Source organism: Allobosea sp. P2_A10, from assembly GCF_056405115.1.
This window is the reverse complement of the sequence record NZ_JBFUCS010000014.1, coordinates 118,619-135,605: the sequence shown is the minus strand read 5'-3', so window position 1 is coordinate 135,605 and position 16,987 is coordinate 118,619. Positions and strand designations below refer to the sequence as shown.

The following is a 16,987-nucleotide window of genomic DNA, read 5'->3' as shown; positions in this document are numbered from 1 at the left end:
CCCCGATTCAGCCAAACGTCCACAGGACGCGAACGGACAAGGTCGCCGCCAATCCGATAACAACTCCGCCGGCTCCGAACCAAAGCTGCCGCTTCCATTGCGCCCGCCGCGTCAGCATCTCCCCCACAATTCGCGCCAGATGCACCCGCTCGCGTTTCAACGCATCGGCTTCATCCCGCATCACCCGCGCCGCCTCCGCGAACGCCTCAACCCCGGCGCGCCCGATCGCCCGCCCATGCTGTTCAGGCGTCATCTTCAACGCGGGATGGTCCTGGATCGCGACGATCCGCGCCTCGACCTGGGTCAGCACCTTGACGACCGCGCCCAGCGTCGGTGTGTAGTCCGTCACCCGCGTCGCGCCCTCGACGATCGCCGGCAGCGCCCCGACAGCCTGGCGAAGGGTGGCGACCTCCGCCTGAAGCGCACCAAACGCCCGCGCCGCATCATCCTCGCCCGTCTCGTCCTGATGGCTCATCGTCACGGTTACCGCTCCATGCCCTTGTCCCGCTCGCGGACATGCTTCTCGGCATCGGGCTTCCGCGCCGCATCACCTCGATCCGCGTTGCCAGCACCAGGCTCCACGCCGCGCTCGGCAACTTCGCGCTGAACCTGCCGCTGCCGCTCGCGATCCATCCCGGCCACGAGCTGGGCTGCGCGCGCCGGACCGCTGAGCTCCGCCATGGCGCGCTGGCTCAGGCTCTCGTGTTTGAGAACCGCAGCGAACTCCTGCGTCGAACCCGGCCGAGTCTTGTCCATGGCGGCGCCGGCTGTCCGCAGCGCCAGTTTCTGATGCTCGAGGACGGGCAAATCGGCAGCCCGCATGCGCGCGGCGTCCTCATAGGCCTCTGCATAACCCTCGACGGCGGCCAGAAGCTGTACGCGGGCCTCAGCGGAGCCCGACGACGGCTCGCCCGGGCTCGCGCCGCTCGTACGCTCCGAAGCCACGCCACGACCCACCTGCGCGTCGCCACGCCCTGCCCCGAGTTTTAGCCCGGCGAACATGCTGCGCTTCGCCGCCGTCGGCTCCGTTGTCGGACGAGCTCGCTGAGGCCCCTCCTCGCCGGCAACGCGCTCCTGCCGCTGATCACGATCACCACGCCGATCGGCAGCGGGATCCTTCGCCCCGGAGTCCCGCGCAAGATCTGCACGCTGTTTTTCGACGCCCTCACCCTGCCGCCCCTGCCCGTCGCCGCCGCGCTCCACCTCGATCTCGCTCTTCACCCCAAACCGCTCGGCGATGCCCCGCCGTTCGGCAAACCCCTGCGCGTAGTCAAGCGTGGTTTCCTTCGACCCATCGCGGCCGAGCCGGGCCGTCAGCGACTCCATCCCGCCCTTGAACTCATCCCTGCCGGCATAGAGCGTCGCCTGATCGCGATGCCGCGTCATCGAGACATAGGTGAGATGCCGGTCCATCGTGCCCGACGCCATGACGAACGACCGATCCACCGTCGCGCCCTGCGTTTTGTGGATCGTCGTCGCATAGCCATGGTCGAAGGCCTGATAGCTTTCGGTCGAGATCGTCACGCTCCGGTCCTCGCCGTTACGCCCCTTGCCGTCGAGCGTCGCCGCGATCCGGCCATCCTCCACAGATGCCACGGTCCCGAGCATCCCGTTCTTCACGCCGAGCTCGCGATTGTTCTCCAAAAACACGATCCGGTCCCCGGGCGCGAAGACCCGCTTGCCGTCATTGGTCTCGAACACCTGCTCGCGGCCAAGCCGACCCTGATCCCCCTCCCCGCGCGCCAGCTCGCCGGCCTCCTGCCGCGCCGTGCGGATATCGGCATTGAGCGCCGCGACATCGACCCGCCGGTGCGCCATCGCGACGCGCGAGCCCTCGGGCCGCTCGGCCGCATCCGCCATGTAGTCGGCGACGATCTCTGCCCGCGCCGCATCGCGCGTCTCGCTGAACCGGACGTCACCGCGCTCCGCGTAAGCTGCAAGCCCCTCGCCAGTCCGGTGCCGGGCAAAATCGCCAGACGCCTCCCGCTGCCAGTCCTCGCGCTGGCGGCGGATGTCCTGCAGCTCGGCGAACCCGACCCGCTCCGCGATCGCGCGGAACGGCGCGCCGGCCCCGATCGCCTGCAGCTGCTCCTGGTCCCCGACCATGACCAGCTTCGCGCCCGTGCGCTCGGCTTCCGCGACGAACCTCGCAAGCTGACGCGATCCGACCATGCCGGCCTCGTCGATCACCATGACGTCCTTCGGACTAAGCTCGCCGCGCCCGGCCTTCCAGCCATGCTCCCACGACGCCAGCGTCCGCGACGATATCCCGGACGCCTCTTCCAACCCCTCGGCCGCCTTGCCCGACAACGCCGCGCCATGGACCGCATATCCCTGCCGCTCCCAGGCGTCGCGCGCTGCCGCCAGCATCGTGCTCTTGCCGGCCCCGGCCAATCCGACCACGGCGGCGATCTGTTCCCCGCCGGTGACATGCTCCACCGCACGGCGCTGCTCGTCGCTCAGACCCGCAGCATCGACGGCGCGATCTCGATCGGATTCCGACAGGACGCCGTGCGCCACCTCGCCGGCGGTATCAGCCGCGACCCCACGCCGGATCGCACCATCCTGCACGGCCAAAGCCGCATCGACATGAGCGCCATCGACCCCATGCGAATGCGCCTCGCTCATCCGCATCGCGCCATCCGCCATGCCGCGCTCGAGCGCCACCATCTCCTTCGTCGAGTACCGCGCCAGCGTGATCTCGCCGTTCTGATCGACCCGCTCCGCCTGAAGTTCGACCAGAGCGTCTGACGCCATCACCTTCGCGAACGCCGCCTGGAACGCGTCGGGCTGATCGATCGACCGATGCAGCGCCCTGGCGACATCATGCCGATCGAACACACTCTTCTCGCCCGTGATCAGCGTCAGCACCTGCTCTGGCTTCTCGGCGATCAATTCGGCGTTGCGCCGCGCCGCATCCCCATCGAGCCGGGTCCGGGACACCTCGACCCCGCGCCGTTCCATCTGGGTGGCGAACACCCCCATATGCTCGGTCGGCTCGATCTCCAGCCCACGCTCCTGATGCGAACGATGATCAATCCGCACATCATGACCCGCCGCCGCCAACCGCTCATTGGCCACCTGCTCCCAGAACTGGCGAATCTCGCGCATCTGCATCGACGAGGTCGGCAGCCCCTGTGACAGAAGCCACTTGTTCTCCCGCTCGATCGAGGTCTTGTCCAAAAACCCTTCCGACCCGACAGCCCGGACCGTCATCAGCAAATGGGCGTGGTGATTGCGGACATCGGTCTCGCCATGCGGCGAATGGATCGCGACATCGACCGCCGTCCCGTACCGATCCGCCAAAGCCTGCGCAAAGGTCAGCGTTGCCTCCAGCCGCTCTTCCGCAGAAAGCTCATGCGGCAAAGCGATCTCGAACTCACGCGCCACACGGGCATCCTTCCGCCCCTCGGCTGCCTCGGCCGCATTCCACAATGTCGCCCGATCTTTCGCCCATTCAGCATCCGAGCCACGCGGCAACACGATCTCCGAATGCTCCACCCCGCCGCGCCGCGTAAAATCATGCGTGAGGCCATCGCGCTCGTTGGTCAGCCGTTCCCCGGCTCGGTAAGCCGCAGCCGCGACCGCGCTGCGGCCCATGCCACGGCTGATCGGCTTCATGCTGAGGTGGTAGATCGCCAATGCGCGGATTTTTAGGCACCGTGTCAATCACCGAACGACCGGCTATCGCAAGCTTTGGCGTCTCCGTGAGGATAAACGAAAGCTGACTGTTCGAAGGATAGAATTCGAGGAGATTTTGGCCCATAATACGTGTTGAACGACTCTTGATATCAATCGCGGTGGCGCCCGTCGAAAATCGGATTATTGAACCATCGCCATAATATTTATTGTATATTCCTTTTAATTTGCCGTTGAAGCATTCAATTGTAATAACTGAGGGTTCTTCGTTTTCTGGTCCGAGCATTAGCACGCTCTTATTCTCTGTGCTGTTGAACCAGATGCTTGAGGATTTGGCATCGTCACTGACCTGAGCGAGCGCCGCTCCTGATAGCGCGACCTGAAGCGCCACGGTGGCATATAGAAAGCGCGCGTTCATTCGGACCTCGCGAGTTCGAGCGCTCGACGACCACACATTCTCCGGCAGCCGGCAAGCGGAGGATGCCACAAGCATTGACGATGCACCACGCCAACGCCCGTAGCGCTCCTGCGGAGATTGGCTTTGACGCGGGCTGTGTCAATTCTCGGGGACGTTTAGGAGACCCACAGCGCGGCCGGTACTTCAAGATACAGATTGGCACATATCGGAATGTCGGCGGCCAGCCTATGGATCATCATCAGCCTATCGATGTTGACGGCGACCGCTAGATCGCTGCACGGAGAGACTAGCGAGGCTTGACAAGCAGTATTAGTGGCTTGACAAGCTGGACTAGTATCTGCTTGCGGCCCTGTTTTGCTATGGACTCTCGTTTACCATCAGCGCTTTATTGCCTTGCGCCATCACGGCGCTGGAGATTCTGTCATGAACTCATTTTGCTCTGTCGACGTCGCGCCCGCCCTTCCTATCGGCTGGTCCGGCCTGGAAATCACATCGAGCGATTACGTTCCGGCCGCTGCCGGTGACGGCATGATCCTGCGGCTTGATTGCGTAGGCGCCGAGGGCGCCAGGCACATGATCGCGTTGCCGCTCGAGAACGACGACGCCGAGGCGCAGCGGGCCGGGCAGAAGGCTTTCGCGGCATTGCGAGCGGCAATTGGTGTCCTGCAGCCGACGGACTCCGGCGAGCTACATGGCCTGCCATTCGATATCCAAGCCGGCGCCCGCGGCACGCGGTTCCGGCCGGCGCGACACTAGGAGTCGCCAGCGAGCCGCGTGGACGGCCACGGGAGCAATAGTCTACCCCGAGCCGCCGCGTCGGACTGGTGCCCACCTGTGGCCGGCCAGGCCGTTCTCGCTCGACAGCGCGATCAACAGTTCGCGCGGTGGATTGAGCTGACGGGGGAGAAACCGCGTCAACCTGACGAAGTTTCTGGCGAGCGCCCTGCCCCAAACGGCGTTTCGGCATCGTTCTGGAATACGGATTGAGCCGAGCGGCCAGTGAAAACAAATTCGACCGTTAGGCTAGACGTTATGATAAATCACAATTTGACCGATTAGATCAATGATTTCAATGCATTTGGCGGAAGGGGTGGGATTCGAACCCACGGTGGGCTTTCACCCACGGCGGTTTTCAAGACCGCTGCCTTAAACCACTCGGCCACCCTTCCAGCTTGGCGCAAGTCATTGCCGACGCGCCGCCGCTTTGGCAAGCCTGCTCTTCGGCGATCCTTACGCCGCCCTTATGCCTCGCCCTGCCCTTCCCGCTCGACCCTTGAGGCCTTCCGGCGCGATCTCTGCGGTCCAACCTGACCGGAGCAAGGCTTATGGCCGATATTCTCTATCTCGCGCTTGGCATCGGAGCGTTCGCGCTCTTCGGGGCCTATGCCGCGCTTCTGCGCAAGGTCTGACGACCATGGCGCTGACCTGGCTTTACGCGACTGCGGCCCTCGGGCTTGCGGTCTACATGGTCGCCGCGCTGCTGCGCCCCGACCGCTTCTGACCTCACATTCATAAAAGGAGACCTCGCAATGGATTGGCGGGGCTGGGCCGAGATCGTCGTGACGATCGCTTTGACCGTGGCCGTGGGCTGGCCACTCGGAATTTTCATGGGCCGCGTCTGGGCGGGCGAAAGCACCTGGCTCGATCCGGTGCTGAAGCCCGTCGAACGGCTGTCCTACGCAGCATTCGGCATCGACGCGAAGAAGGGGCAGAACTGGCTTGGCTACGCCGGCGCGCTGCTTGCATTCAGCGGCGTCGGCTTCGTGCTGCTGTATCTGCAGCTTCGCTTCCAGAACCTGTTGCCGCTCAATCCGCAGGGCTTCGACGGCCTATCGCCGCATCTCGCCTTCAACACGGCGGTCAGCTTCGTCACCAATACGAACTGGCAGTCCTATGGCGGCGAATCGACCATGAGCCATCTCAGCCAGATGGCGGGGCTGACCGTGCACAACTTCGTCTCGGCGGGCGCGGGCCTTGCGGTCGCCGCCGCTATCTCGCGCGCCTTTGCCGCAGACCGCGGCGAGAACCTTGGCAATTTCTGGGTCGATCTGACCCGTGTCACACTTTACGTCCTGCTGCCGCTTTCGCTGGTGACCGCCCTCGTTCTGGTCGCGGCCGGCGTGCCGCAGACCCTGCTCGCCAGCGTGGACGCCACGACTGTCGAGGGTGCCAAGCAGGTGATCTCGCTGGCGCCGACGGCTTCGCAGGAGGCGATCAAGCAATGGGGCACCAACGGTGGCGGCATTTTCAACGTCAACTCGTCGCATCCCTTCGAGAACCCCTCGCCGTTGACCAACCTGATCGAGGTCGTCTCGCTGAACGCGCTCGCTTTTGGTACGGTCATCGCCTTCGGGCGTGTCGCCGGGGCGGGCCGGGAAGCGCGGGCGCTGTTGGCCGCGATGGTCGTGCTGGTCGGCGTCGCAGCCGCGGTGATCTATTCCGCCGAGACACTGACGCCGCAGCCGGCGCTGATCGCGGCCGGCATCTCCGACGCGTCCTCCAACATGGAGGGCAAGGAGGTCCGCTTCGGCCCGGCCGCTTCGGCGCTGTGGGCGGCGCAGACGACGGGCGCCTCGAACGGCTCGGTCAATTCGATGCATGGCTCGTTCATGCCGCTGGGCGGCGGCATGGCGCTGTTCATGATCCAACTCGGCGAAATACTGCCGGGCGGTGTCGGCTCGGGCCTCTACGGCATGGTGGTGATGGCGCTGCTCGCCGTCTTCGTCGCCGGGCTGATGGTCGGGCGCACGCCGGAATATCTCGGCAAGAAGGTCGAGGCGCGCGAGATCAAGTTCGCGATGCTGGCGGTGCTGATCCTGCCGCTGGCGATCCTGAGCTTCTCGGCGATCTCGGCCGTGCTGCCGGTGGCGCTGGAGGGCCTGCTCAACAAGGGTCCGCGTGGCCTGACCGAGATCCTCTACGCCTATTCCTCGGCCGCCGGAAACAACGGCTCGGCCTATGCGGGTCTGACCGCGAACGCGCCGTGGTGGAACACCACGCTGGGCATCGCGATGCTGCTCGGCCGCTTCGCCTATGCCGTGCCGGTGCTCGCCATCGCCGGCGCCATCGCCGCCAAGCCGAAGCTCAGCCCCACCGCCGGCACCCTGCCCTCCGACAGCCCGCTCTTCGTCGGCCTGCTCATCGGCATCATCCTGATCCTGGGCGGCCTGCAGTTCTTCCCGGCGCTCGCGCTGGGGCCGATCGTCGAGCATTTCCAGCTTCTTGCGGCTGCGGCTTCACGCTGAGCCGACAAAGGAAACCCGTTCCATGTCCATTTCTCTCGCCAAATCCGGCGCGTTCGACCAGGGCGTCGTCCTGACGGCCCTCAAGAGCGCGCTGGGCAAGCTCGATCCCCGCGCGCTGGCCGGAAATCCGGTGATCCTCGCGACCGAGGTGGTCGCGGCCCTCGCCACGGTCTCGGCCATTGTCGCCATCTCGTCTGGCGAGCCGGCCGGCTTCCCCGTCCAGATCGCGGTCTGGCTGTGGCTGACCGTGCTCTTCGCAAATTTTGCCGAGGCCATCGCCGAGGGGCGCGGCAAGGCTGCGGCCGATTCGCTGCGCGCCACCCGCGTCACCACCAAGGCCAAGCTGATCATCGACGCCTCGCGCAATGCCATGATCCCGACGCCGGCTCATGAACTCGCGCCGGGCGATATCGTGCTGGTCGAGGCCGGCGACGTCGTGCCTGCCGATGGCGAGATCATCGAGGGCGTCGCGTCGGTCAACGAGGCCGCGATCACCGGCGAATCCGCTCCAGTCATCCGCGAAAGCGGCGGCGACCGCTCGGCCGTCACCGGCGGCACCACGGTCGTCTCCGACTGGATCAAGGTCAGGGTCACCTCGCAGCCGGGCTCGTCCTTCCTCGACCGCATGATCGCGATGGTGGAAGGCGCCGACCGCCGCAAGACGCCCAACGAACTGGCGCTCGCCGTGCTGCTCGCCGGCCTGACGCTGGTCTTCTTGATCGCCGTCGTCACGCTGACCGGGCTTGGCGCATTTTCGGGCGTGATGCTCGATCCGATGGTGCTGGGCGCGCTGTTCGTGACGCTGATCCCGACCACGATCGGCGGTCTGCTCAGCGCGGTGGGAATCGCCGGCATGGACCGGCTGCTCAAGGTGAATGTGCTGGCGACGTCGGGCCGCGCCGTCGAGGCCGCCGGCGACATCGATACGCTGCTGCTCGACAAGACCGGCACGATCACCTTCGGGAACCGGATGGCGGTCGAGGTGGTGCCGGCGCCCGGCGTGCGGCCGGATGCGGCGCTGCGCGCGGCGCTGATGGCCTCGCTTGCCGACGAAACGCCCGAGGGCCGCTCGATCGTCGAGCTCGCGCGGAATCAGGGCGTGACGGCGCAGGCTCCCGCGGGTGCGACTTCGATCCCGTTCACCGCGACAACGCGCCAGTCGGGCCTCGACGCTGACGGCAAGAGCTGGCGCAAGGGCGCGGTCGAGGCCGTGCTCAAGACGCTGGATCTGTCGGAAAGCCAGGTTCCCGCCGAAATCCGGCAGGCTGTCGACAAGGTCGCGCGCTCGGGCGGCACGCCGCTCGCGGTCAGCGAGAATGGCGCGCTGGTCGGCGTCATCCATCTCAAGGATGTGGTCAAGCCCGGCGTCAAGGAGCGCTTCGCCGATCTGCGTCGCATGGGGGTGCGCACGGTGATGATCACCGGCGACAACCCGGTCACGGCGGCCGCCATCGCGTCGGAGGCCGGCGTCGACGATTTTCTCGCCGAGGCGACGCCTGAAGACAAGCTGCGCATCATCCGTACCGAGCAGGCCAAGGGCCGGCTGGTCGGGATGTGCGGCGACGGCGCCAACGACGCCCCTGCCCTGGCGCAGGCCGATGTCGGCGTCGCCATGCAGACGGGAGCCCAGGCCGCGCGCGAAGCCGGCAATATGGTCGATCTCGATTCCGACCCGACCAAGGTTCTGGAGATCGTCGAGGTTGGAAAGCAGCTGCTGATCACGCGCGGGGCGCTGACGACCTTCTCGATAGCCAATGACGTGGCCAAGTATTTCGCCATCATCCCGGCGATGTTCGTGGTCGCCCTGCCCTCGCTCGGCGCGATGAACGTCATGGGGTTGTCGAGCCCACAGAGCGCGATCCTTTCGGCCGTGATCTTCAACGCGCTCGTCATCGTCGCCCTGATTCCGCTGGCGCTGCGCGGCGTGCGCTATCGTGCGATCGGCGCGGCAAAGCTGCTTTCGCGGAACCTCACCCTCTACGGCGTCGGCGGGCTGATCGCGCCTTTCGTCGGAATCAAGCTGATCGACATGATCGTCGCAGCCTTGAAGCTCGCCTGATCGCTCATCAAAGGACAACGACCATGTGGTCCCATCTGCGCCCCGCCATCGTCTCGATGGTCTTCTTCACACTCCTGCTCGGCGTCGCCTATCCGCTCGGCGTCACCGGGTTGTCGCAGGCGATGTTTCCAGCCCAAGCCGGAGGCTCGCTGGTCCGCAACGCCTCCGGCGACATCGTCGGCTCCGCGCTGATCGGCCAGACCTTCGCCGGTGAAGCCTATCTGCGCGCCCGGCCCTCCGCCGCCGGCAAAGACGGCTATGACGCAGCCAACTCGTCGGGCTCCAATCTTGGGCCGATGAACGAGGATCTGGCGACGCGCATCAAGACCGACGCCGAGGCGATCCGCGCAGCCGACGGCGCGGGTTCGCTGCCGGCCGACGCCGTGCAGGCTTCCGCTTCGGGGCTGGACCCGCATGTCTCGCCTGAAAATGCGGCCCGGCAGATTGAGCGCATCGCCAAGGCGCGCGGCATACAGCCGGCTCAGGTCGGTGAGATCGTCGCGCAGAACACGCAAGGCTATCTGCTCGGCTTCATCGGCCGGCCGCGCGTCAATGTGCTGACCGCCAATCTCGCCCTCGACGCGCGCTATCCGAAGGCCCAAGCTAAGCCGTGATGCAAGATAGTACCCTATGAACGCCGACGAGATCCGATTCCGGGAACAGGGTCGCCCCGATCCCGATGCCCTTCTGGCGCAGGCCGGCCGCGGAAAGCGCGGCCGGCTGAAGATTTTTCTCGGCATGGCGCCGGGTGTCGGCAAGACCTTCGAGATGCTGACTCAAGGGCGGCGCGCCCAGAGCGAGCATGGCGAGGTGCTGGTCGGTCTCGTCGAGACGCATGGGCGCCGCGAGACCGAAGGCCTGCTCGACGGGCTGGAGGTGATGGCGCGCCGGCCGATCGAGCATAATGGCCGCATGCTGATGGAGTTCGATCTCGATGCGGCGCTGGCCTGCAAGCCGCGTCTGCTGCTGGTCGATGAATACGCCCATTCCAATGCGCCCGGCAGCCGCCACCCCAAGCGCTGGCAGGATGTCGACGAACTGCTGGCTGCCGGCATCGATATCTGGACGACGCTGAACGTCCAGCATCTGGAAAGCCTCGTCGATGTGATCTGGAAGATCACCGGCGTGCGCCAGCGTGAGACGGTGCCCGACAGTGTGTTGAGCAGCGCCGACGAGATCGAACTGATCGACATCACGCCGACGGAACTGCGCCAGCGCATGGCCGACGGCAAGGTCTATCTGCCGGAGACCGCGCGGCTCGCGGCCGACAACTTCTTCAAGCCGGAGAACCTGACCGCGCTGCGCGAACTCGCTCTGCGCCGCGCCGCGCAGACGGTCGATGACCACCTCAATCAAGCGATGAAGCGTGCCGGCGTCGAAGGGCCATGGGCTGCCGGCGAACGTATCCTCGTGCTGATCGGCCCCGATGCGATGGCGACCTCGCTGGTGCGGGCCGGGCGCAGGCTGTCGGACATGATGATGGACGCGCCCTGGACCGTGGCGCATGTCGAGCGGCCCAACCAGGCGGATGGCGATACAGCGCGCGGGCAGAAGCTGGTCGAGGCTCTGAAGCTCGCCGAGCAACTCGGCGCCGCCAATGTCGTGCTGGCCGGCGACGACCTCGTCGCCAGCGTGCTGGAATATGCCCGCCGTAACAACGTCACCCAGATCGTCGTCGGCAAATCTCACCGCAAGGGCTGGCGCGCCTGGTTTCACCGCTCGCTCGCCCCAGCCCTGCTGGAAGCCCAGAACGGCGCGGCGCTGCATATCATCACCGAGAACGCGAGCGGGCCGCTGCCGCGCGCGACGCTGGCGAGACCCGGCAGCTTCGCATGGCGCGGTCAGATCGGCGCGCTCGTCATGGTCGCGGCCGCCGTTGGGCTGGCGATGCTGGTCGACCGGCAGACCGAGAACGCCAACCTCGCCATGCTGTTTCTGGTCAGCGTGCTCGGTTCGGGCGTCGCCTTCGGGCTCTGGCCGGCGCTGACGGCGGCCGGATTTGCAGCCTTTGCCTACAACTTCTTCTTCCTGGAGCCGCGCCTGACGTTCTGGATCGGTCATCCCGCCGATGTCCTGACGTTCCTCGTCTTCTTTGTCGCAGCAGTGGCCACGGGTGGCCTGACCGGGCGTATCCGCGACCAGGCCAAGGCGACGGCACGGCGCGCCTCGGCGATCACGGCGCTGCTGGCGGCGAGCCGGCGTCTTTCGGGAGCCGCGCGCAAGGAGGATGCCGCAGCCGTGCTGGCCGAGCAGCTTTCGGCCGCGACGGCTGGCAAGATCGTCGTGCTGCTGCCGCAGGGCCAGGAGATCGCGCCCTTCGCCGGCGCGCCGGAGCTTGAGAACCTGACGACGGCCGACATGACGGCGGCGCGCTGGACCTGGAATCGGGGCGAGCCTGCCGGCGCCGGCACCGGGACCTTGCCCAATGTCGCCTGGACCTTCCGGCCGCTGCAGGGTGTGCGGGCGCGTTCGGGCGTCGTCGGCTTCGAACCCAAGGCGCTGCTGGGCTCCGAAAACGAACGCTTCGCCATGGCGCTGCTCGATCAGGGCGCGATCGCGCTGGAGCGGGCCGAACTGGTGGCCGCGGCCGTCGACGCGGAAGCACTCAGCCGCAGCGACCGCCTGCGCGCGGCGCTGCTGAATTCGGTCAGCCACGATCTGCGCACGCCGCTGGCGACCGTGCTCGGCTCGGTGACGACGCTGATCGATTTCGGCAAGAGCGTCGAGCCGGCTGTGGCCGACGATCTGCTGCTCTCGATCCGCGAGGAGGCCGAGCGGCTCAACCGCTATGTCGGCGACCTGCTCGACATGACGCGACTGGAAGGCGGCGCGCTGGTGACGCGGCGCGACTGGACCGATGTCCGCGATGTGATTTCGGCCGCGATCGCGCGCGTCTCGCGCCGGCTCGACACACGGCGCATCCAGCGCGATTTTCCTGCAGAGCTCTCGGCGGTGCGGGCGGACCCGACGCTGCTCGAACAGGCGCTCGTCAACATTCTCGAAAACGCCATAGCCTATAGCGAGAACGGCTCGCTGATCGAAACGGCGGCCTATGAGGACAGGGGCAATGTCGTGATCTCGATCGAGGACGAAGGACGCGGCATCCCGACCGCCGAGCTGGAGCGGGTCTTCGAGAAATTCAGGCGCATGGAGGAATCGAGCGATCGCGGCAAGGGCGCGGGCCTTGGCCTTGCCATCGCGAAAGGTTTCGTCGAGGCGATGGGCGGCCGGATCGCGGCGGCGAGCCCGATCAAGCCCGATGGCAAGGGCGGCACGCGCATCCTGATCAGCCTGCGCAAGGAGAGCGCCGCATCGAGGTCCGCGCCGTGACGGCTTTTCGCCCGCGCATTCTCGTCATCGACGACGAGCCGCAGATTCACCGTTTTCTGGGACCCGCGCTGGATGCTGCCGGCTACGAGCATGTCCGCGCCGACGACGCGGCGGCCGGCCTGCGCGAGATCGCGCGAAAGCCGCCCGACGCCGTCGTGCTCGATCTCGGCCTGCCCGACATGGACGGCAAGGAGGCGCTGGCCAAGGCGCGCGCCTTCTATGACGGGCCGGTGATCATCCTCTCGGCGAGGGACCGCGAGACCGAGAAGATCGACGCGCTCGACGCCGGCGCCGACGACTATGTCGAAAAGCCCTTCGGCGTCGGCGAGTTGCTGGCGCGGCTGCGGGTGGCGCTGCGCCATCGTCTCGAACGACAGGGCGCGGAGGCGACGATCGTCTCGGGCAATGTCGAGATCGATCTCGTCAACCGCCGCGTCAGCCGCGACGGCGCGCATGTGAAACTGTCGCCCAAGGAATACGACCTGCTGGCGTCGCTTGCGGGCGGCAACGGCCGGGTGCTGACGCATCGCCAGATCCTCACCGCCGTCTGGGGCCCGGCGCATGAGCATGACGTGCAGTATCTGCGTGTCTTCGTCGGGCAGTTACGCCAGAAGCTCGAGGACGATCCGGCGACGCCGAAGCTGATCGAGACCGAGCCCGGCGTCGGCTACCGGCTGGGCGGGCTGGTCTGAGGCCCGGGCGCACCGTTCGCCGGAATGGTTGCAGCAGGGCAATGCATCGTGCTGATCTGCGACGTCGACGAACCGGCTCGGGGCCAATGACGCGGACTGCTTCACTGCTTACGCTGTTTGGACTGGTCTGGGCGAGCCAGGCCGGCGCGGAGTGGAAGCCGAGCATCTTCGCAGGCGAGAGCAGGCGCGCGATTCAGGGCTGCGCCGCGAAATCCACCGACGACGCCTGGGCCTGCGCTTTCATCCGTTGCGAGACCGGGCGGCCGCTCAAGCTCTACCTCGATGTGCCCGGAGCGCTTTTCGACGGGCCGATCACGCTGGCGATCGATGGCAGGGATTTCCAACTGGCGCTCGAATTCTCGAAGAACCCGTTCGGCGGGGCGCATCAGGTAATCTATACCGATCCCGATCTGTACGAGGCGATGGCGAAGGGCAAGTTGCTGAGAATCCGCAAGACGGAGATCAAGAACGGCTACGACGTCATTCCCCTCACCGGCATAGGTCCGGCACTGAGCCGGTTGAAGCAAAGCTGCAGGCCGAGCCAATAGAGCTCCAAGGCTATGTGATCGCTACGGTTTCCCGCCGACCTCGGATTGCCGCGAAGATGAATTTCCTTCTTTGCAATGGGAATAAGAAAAATCACGCTACCTGACGTGAATTGAAGCGGTTGCCGCGCTGGCTTATTTGAAACGTTCGGAAGCACGAACGGATGCGGCGCGCAGTGGCTACTCTCAATGTCATCGACCGGCAGGGTCTGACGCATCGCCTCGAAGCCGTCGAAGGCTGGCGGGTGATGGAAATCCTGCGCGACTACAAGGTCGGTATCGAAGGCGTCTGCGGCGGCTCGTGCGATTGCGCGACCTGTCATGTCGTCGTGCGCGCGGACTGGGCCGGCCGCCTGCCCGAGCCCCGCAGCGAAGAGATCGACGCGCTCGATACCCTGCCGCTCATCGAGAACACCTCGCGCCTGTCCTGCCAGATCATCTGGTCCGACGATCTCGACGGCCTCACTCTCACTCTGGCGGAGGCCGCGTGATGGCTGCCGATCCCAAACGTGTTCCGCTGCCGGCGATTCTGCTGGCGAACGATCTGCTCGACGGCGATGTCGTGTTTGCAACGGCAGGTGCGGCCGATGTGCTGGGCTGGACGCGCGATCCCGCACTTGCGCTGGTCGCGGCAGACGATTCCGCCGCCACCGGCCTCGAAGCCTTTGCAGCCGCGGAACTCGCGGGCAATCGCGTCGTCGACGCTTATCTCGTCGATGTGGCGCTGGAAGGCGGCTATCCGGTGCCGCGCCATTTTCGCGAGCGCTTCAAGACGCTCGGCCCCAGCAACCGCCCCGATCTCGGCAAGCAGGCCGGCGACGGAATCGTGACAGAGGCGAGGGCCTGAGCCATGTATCGCTATGACGAATTCGATGCGCGCTTCGTCCGCGAGCGGGTTGCCCAGTTTCGCGACCAGATCGCGCGGCGGCTCGATGGTTCGCTGACCGAAGACGAGTTCAAGCCGCTGCGGCTGAAGAACGGCCTCTATCTGCAGCTTCACGCCTATATGCTGCGGATCGCCATTCCCTACGGCACGCTGTCGTCGAAGCAGATGCGCCAGCTCGCGCTGATCGGCGAGCGCTTCGACCGGGGTTACGGCCATTTCACAACGCGCCAGAACCTGCAGTTCAACTGGCCGAAGCTTCGCGACGTCCCCGCGATTCTCGATCTGCTGGCCGAGGTCGAGATGCACTGCATCCAGACGTCGGGAAACTGCATCCGCAATGTCACGGCCGATCATTTTGCCGGCGTCGCCGCCGACGAGATCGAGGATCCGCGCCCGACCGCCGAGCTGATCCGGCAATGGTCCAGCTTGCATCCCGAATTCAGCTATCTGCCGCGCAAGTTCAAGATCGCGGTCACCGGGGCCGAGCACGACCGCGCCGTGATCAAGGCGCACGACATCGGCTTGGCGCTGCGCCGGCATCCCGATACCCAGGCCGTCTGCTACGAGGTCAGCGTCGGCGGAGGTCTCGGCCGCACGCCGATGATCGGCAAGGTGGTGCGCGACTTCCTGCCCAAGGCCGACCTGCTCGCTTATCTGGAAGCGATCATGCGGGTCTATAATCTCGAAGGCCGGCGCGACAACAAGTACAAGGCCAGGGTCAAGATCCTCGTCCATGAGATCGGCGTCGAGGAGTTCTCGCGCCGTGTCGAGGAGGAGTTCGCCCGGCTCGACGGGCCCTCGGTGAACGCCGACCCCGCGGAGACGGCGCGGATCGCGGCTTATTTCGCGCCACCCGCGCTGGAGTCGCTGCCAGCGGAAAGCCGCGTGCTGGAGTCGGCCAAGGCGGCGAACCCCGTCTTCGCCCGCTGGGTCGAGGTCAATACCGCCCCGCACAAGGCGCCGGGTTACGCCGCGCTGACGATCTCGCTCAAGCCGATCGGACAGGCGCCGGGCGATGCGACCTCCGACCAGATGCGGCTCGCCGCCGATCTGGCCGAACATTATTCGCAGAGCGAGTTGCGCGTTACCCATGCGCAGAACCTCGTGCTGCCGTATGTGCGGCAGCGCGACCTGTTCGCGATCTGGCAGCGGCTCGGAGAGGCCGGGCTAGCGTCAGCCAATATCGGGCTGATCACCGACATCATCGCCTGCCCCGGCCTCGACTATTGCGCGCTCGCCACCGCACGCTCGATTCCGATCGCGCAGGCGATCCAGCATCGCTTCGCCGATGACAGCCGGCAGAAGACGATCGGCGAGCTCAATATCAAGATTTCCGGCTGTATCAATGCCTGCGGCCATCACCACGTCGGCCATATCGGCATTCTCGGCCTGGAAAAGCGCGGCATCGAATCCTACCAGATCACGCTTGGCGGCGACGCGACCGAGAACGCCGCAATCGGCGAGATCCTCGGTCCGGGCCTCGCCGCCGAGGATGTTCCAGACGCAATCGAGCGGATCGTCAACGTCTATCTGGCTGAGCGTTCCGAAGGCGAGAGCTTCATCGAGAACGTTCGCCGCATCGGGCTGTCGCCCTTCAAGGCCGCTTTCCAGGAGGTCGCCCATGCCGTTGCTTGACCGGACCGGCGCCAAGGCCGACGCGTGGACGCGCACCGAGGGCGCTGCGATAGACAATCTCTCGCATGCGCTCGTGCCATGGGATGCGCTGACCGATGCCCTGGCGCAGAAGACGCGCGATCAGCGCATCGGCGTCGTCATTCCCAACAATATCCGCATTGCCGAACTCAAGCTGGTGTTGCGGCAATTGTCGCTGATCGCGATCACGTTCCCCGCCTATTCGGATGGACGCGGCTTCAGCCTCGCCAGGCTGATCCGAAATCACGGTTTCACGGGAACGTTGCGGGCGAGCGGGCCGCTGATCGCAGATCAGTTCGCCTATGCGCTGGCCTGCGGCTTCGACGAAATCGAACTGCCGCAGACGAGCGCCGCGCGCCAGCCTGTCGAGCAATGGCTGAGGGCGGTCCGCCAGATCAGCCATGGCTATCAGCGTGGCTATGGCGACAGCCGCAACATCCTGGACCAGCGCCGCGCCGCGCGCTGCGTCAACCGCGCCGCGGCATCGTGACGCCATGGGTCGTGAACTGAAGGAGGACAG

General features: G+C 66.0%; 15 protein-coding genes and 1 tRNA gene. 12 read left to right on the top strand and 4 right to left on the bottom strand.

Annotated features, from left to right (window positions below):
* Positions 1-7: 7 nt before the first annotated feature.
* The 3 genes from AC1DZY_RS19360 to AC1DZY_RS19350 are packed head-to-tail and all read right to left on the bottom strand — an operon-like array spanning position 8 to position 4,057.
* Positions 8-475: a DUF6118 family protein gene (locus tag AC1DZY_RS19360; RefSeq protein WP_476821792.1), complete on the bottom strand. Its 468-nt coding sequence runs from the start codon at positions 473-475 to the stop codon at positions 8-10.
* A gap of 8 nt (positions 476-483) precedes the next feature.
* The gene (traA, locus tag AC1DZY_RS19355; protein ID WP_476821773.1) at positions 484-3,621 is read right to left on the bottom strand and encodes a Ti-type conjugative transfer relaxase TraA; all 3,138 of its coding nucleotides are present in this window, start codon (positions 3,619-3,621) and stop codon (positions 484-486) included.
* A complete protein-coding gene (locus AC1DZY_RS19350) occupies positions 3,521-4,057 on the bottom strand; it encodes a hypothetical protein (protein ID WP_476821772.1) in 537 nt (178 codons plus the stop codon). The genes traA and AC1DZY_RS19350 overlap by 101 nt, the downstream gene beginning before the upstream one ends.
* Positions 4,058-4,480: 423 nt before the next feature.
* Here AC1DZY_RS19350 and AC1DZY_RS19345 point away from each other — a divergent pair, with 423 nt between their 5' ends.
* Positions 4,481-4,813 carry a hypothetical protein gene (locus AC1DZY_RS19345; RefSeq protein WP_476821771.1) on the top strand — a complete coding sequence of 111 codons (333 nt, stop codon included), beginning with the start codon at positions 4,481-4,483 and terminating at the stop codon, positions 4,811-4,813.
* Positions 4,814-5,136: 323 nt separating this feature from the next.
* Here AC1DZY_RS19345 and AC1DZY_RS19340 read toward each other — a convergent pair.
* Positions 5,137-5,226, bottom strand: a tRNA-Ser gene (locus AC1DZY_RS19340).
* Positions 5,227-5,300: 74 nt separating this feature from the next.
* On the opposite strand from AC1DZY_RS19340, the gene AC1DZY_RS19335 reads away from it, so the two are divergent.
* The 11 genes from AC1DZY_RS19335 to AC1DZY_RS19285 all read left to right on the top strand — a co-directional run bounded on the left by AC1DZY_RS19335 (position 5,301) and on the right by AC1DZY_RS19285 (position 16,957).
* Positions 5,301-5,558: a potassium-transporting ATPase subunit F gene (locus AC1DZY_RS19335; protein ID WP_476821791.1), complete on the top strand. Its 258-nt coding sequence runs from the start codon at positions 5,301-5,303 to the stop codon at positions 5,556-5,558.
* Positions 5,559-5,586: 28 nt separating this feature from the next.
* Positions 5,587-7,302, top strand: coding sequence for a potassium-transporting ATPase subunit KdpA (gene kdpA, locus AC1DZY_RS19330; RefSeq protein ID WP_476821770.1), 1,716 nt, complete (start codon positions 5,587-5,589; stop codon positions 7,300-7,302).
* A gap of 22 nt (positions 7,303-7,324) precedes the next feature.
* Positions 7,325-9,361: a potassium-transporting ATPase subunit KdpB gene (gene kdpB, locus AC1DZY_RS19325; protein WP_476821769.1), complete on the top strand. Its 2,037-nt coding sequence runs from the start codon at positions 7,325-7,327 to the stop codon at positions 9,359-9,361.
* Between the two features lie 23 nt (positions 9,362-9,384).
* Positions 9,385-9,975: a potassium-transporting ATPase subunit KdpC gene (kdpC, locus tag AC1DZY_RS19320; protein WP_476821768.1), complete on the top strand. Its 591-nt coding sequence runs from the start codon at positions 9,385-9,387 to the stop codon at positions 9,973-9,975.
* A 16-nt stretch (positions 9,976-9,991) separates the two neighbouring features.
* Positions 9,992-12,691 (top strand): DUF4118 domain-containing protein, encoded by a 2,700-nt coding sequence (locus AC1DZY_RS19315; protein WP_476821767.1) that lies wholly within the window; start codon positions 9,992-9,994, stop codon positions 12,689-12,691.
* Positions 12,688-13,383, top strand: coding sequence for a response regulator (locus tag AC1DZY_RS19310; protein WP_476821766.1), 696 nt, complete (start codon positions 12,688-12,690; stop codon positions 13,381-13,383). The genes AC1DZY_RS19315 and AC1DZY_RS19310 overlap by 4 nt, the downstream gene beginning before the upstream one ends.
* 86 nt (positions 13,384-13,469) lie before the next feature.
* On the top strand, positions 13,470-13,931 hold the full coding sequence (locus tag AC1DZY_RS19305) for a hypothetical protein (RefSeq protein ID WP_476821765.1): 462 nt from the start codon (positions 13,470-13,472) through the stop codon (positions 13,929-13,931).
* Between the two features lie 173 nt (positions 13,932-14,104).
* Positions 14,105-14,419: a 2Fe-2S iron-sulfur cluster-binding protein gene (locus AC1DZY_RS19300; RefSeq protein ID WP_476821764.1), complete on the top strand. Its 315-nt coding sequence runs from the start codon at positions 14,105-14,107 to the stop codon at positions 14,417-14,419.
* A complete protein-coding gene (locus AC1DZY_RS19295) occupies positions 14,419-14,775 on the top strand; it encodes a DUF2849 domain-containing protein (protein ID WP_476821763.1) in 357 nt (118 codons plus the stop codon). The genes AC1DZY_RS19300 and AC1DZY_RS19295 overlap by 1 nt, the downstream gene beginning before the upstream one ends.
* A gap of 3 nt (positions 14,776-14,778) precedes the next feature.
* Complete coding sequence (locus AC1DZY_RS19290; RefSeq protein WP_476821762.1) at positions 14,779-16,449, top strand: nitrite/sulfite reductase; 1,671 nt, start codon at positions 14,779-14,781, stop codon at positions 16,447-16,449.
* The gene (locus AC1DZY_RS19285) at positions 16,436-16,957 is read left to right on the top strand and encodes a DUF934 domain-containing protein (RefSeq protein WP_476821761.1); all 522 of its coding nucleotides are present in this window, start codon (positions 16,436-16,438) and stop codon (positions 16,955-16,957) included. The genes AC1DZY_RS19290 and AC1DZY_RS19285 overlap by 14 nt, the downstream gene beginning before the upstream one ends.
* The last annotated feature ends 30 nt before the right edge of the window (positions 16,958-16,987 follow it).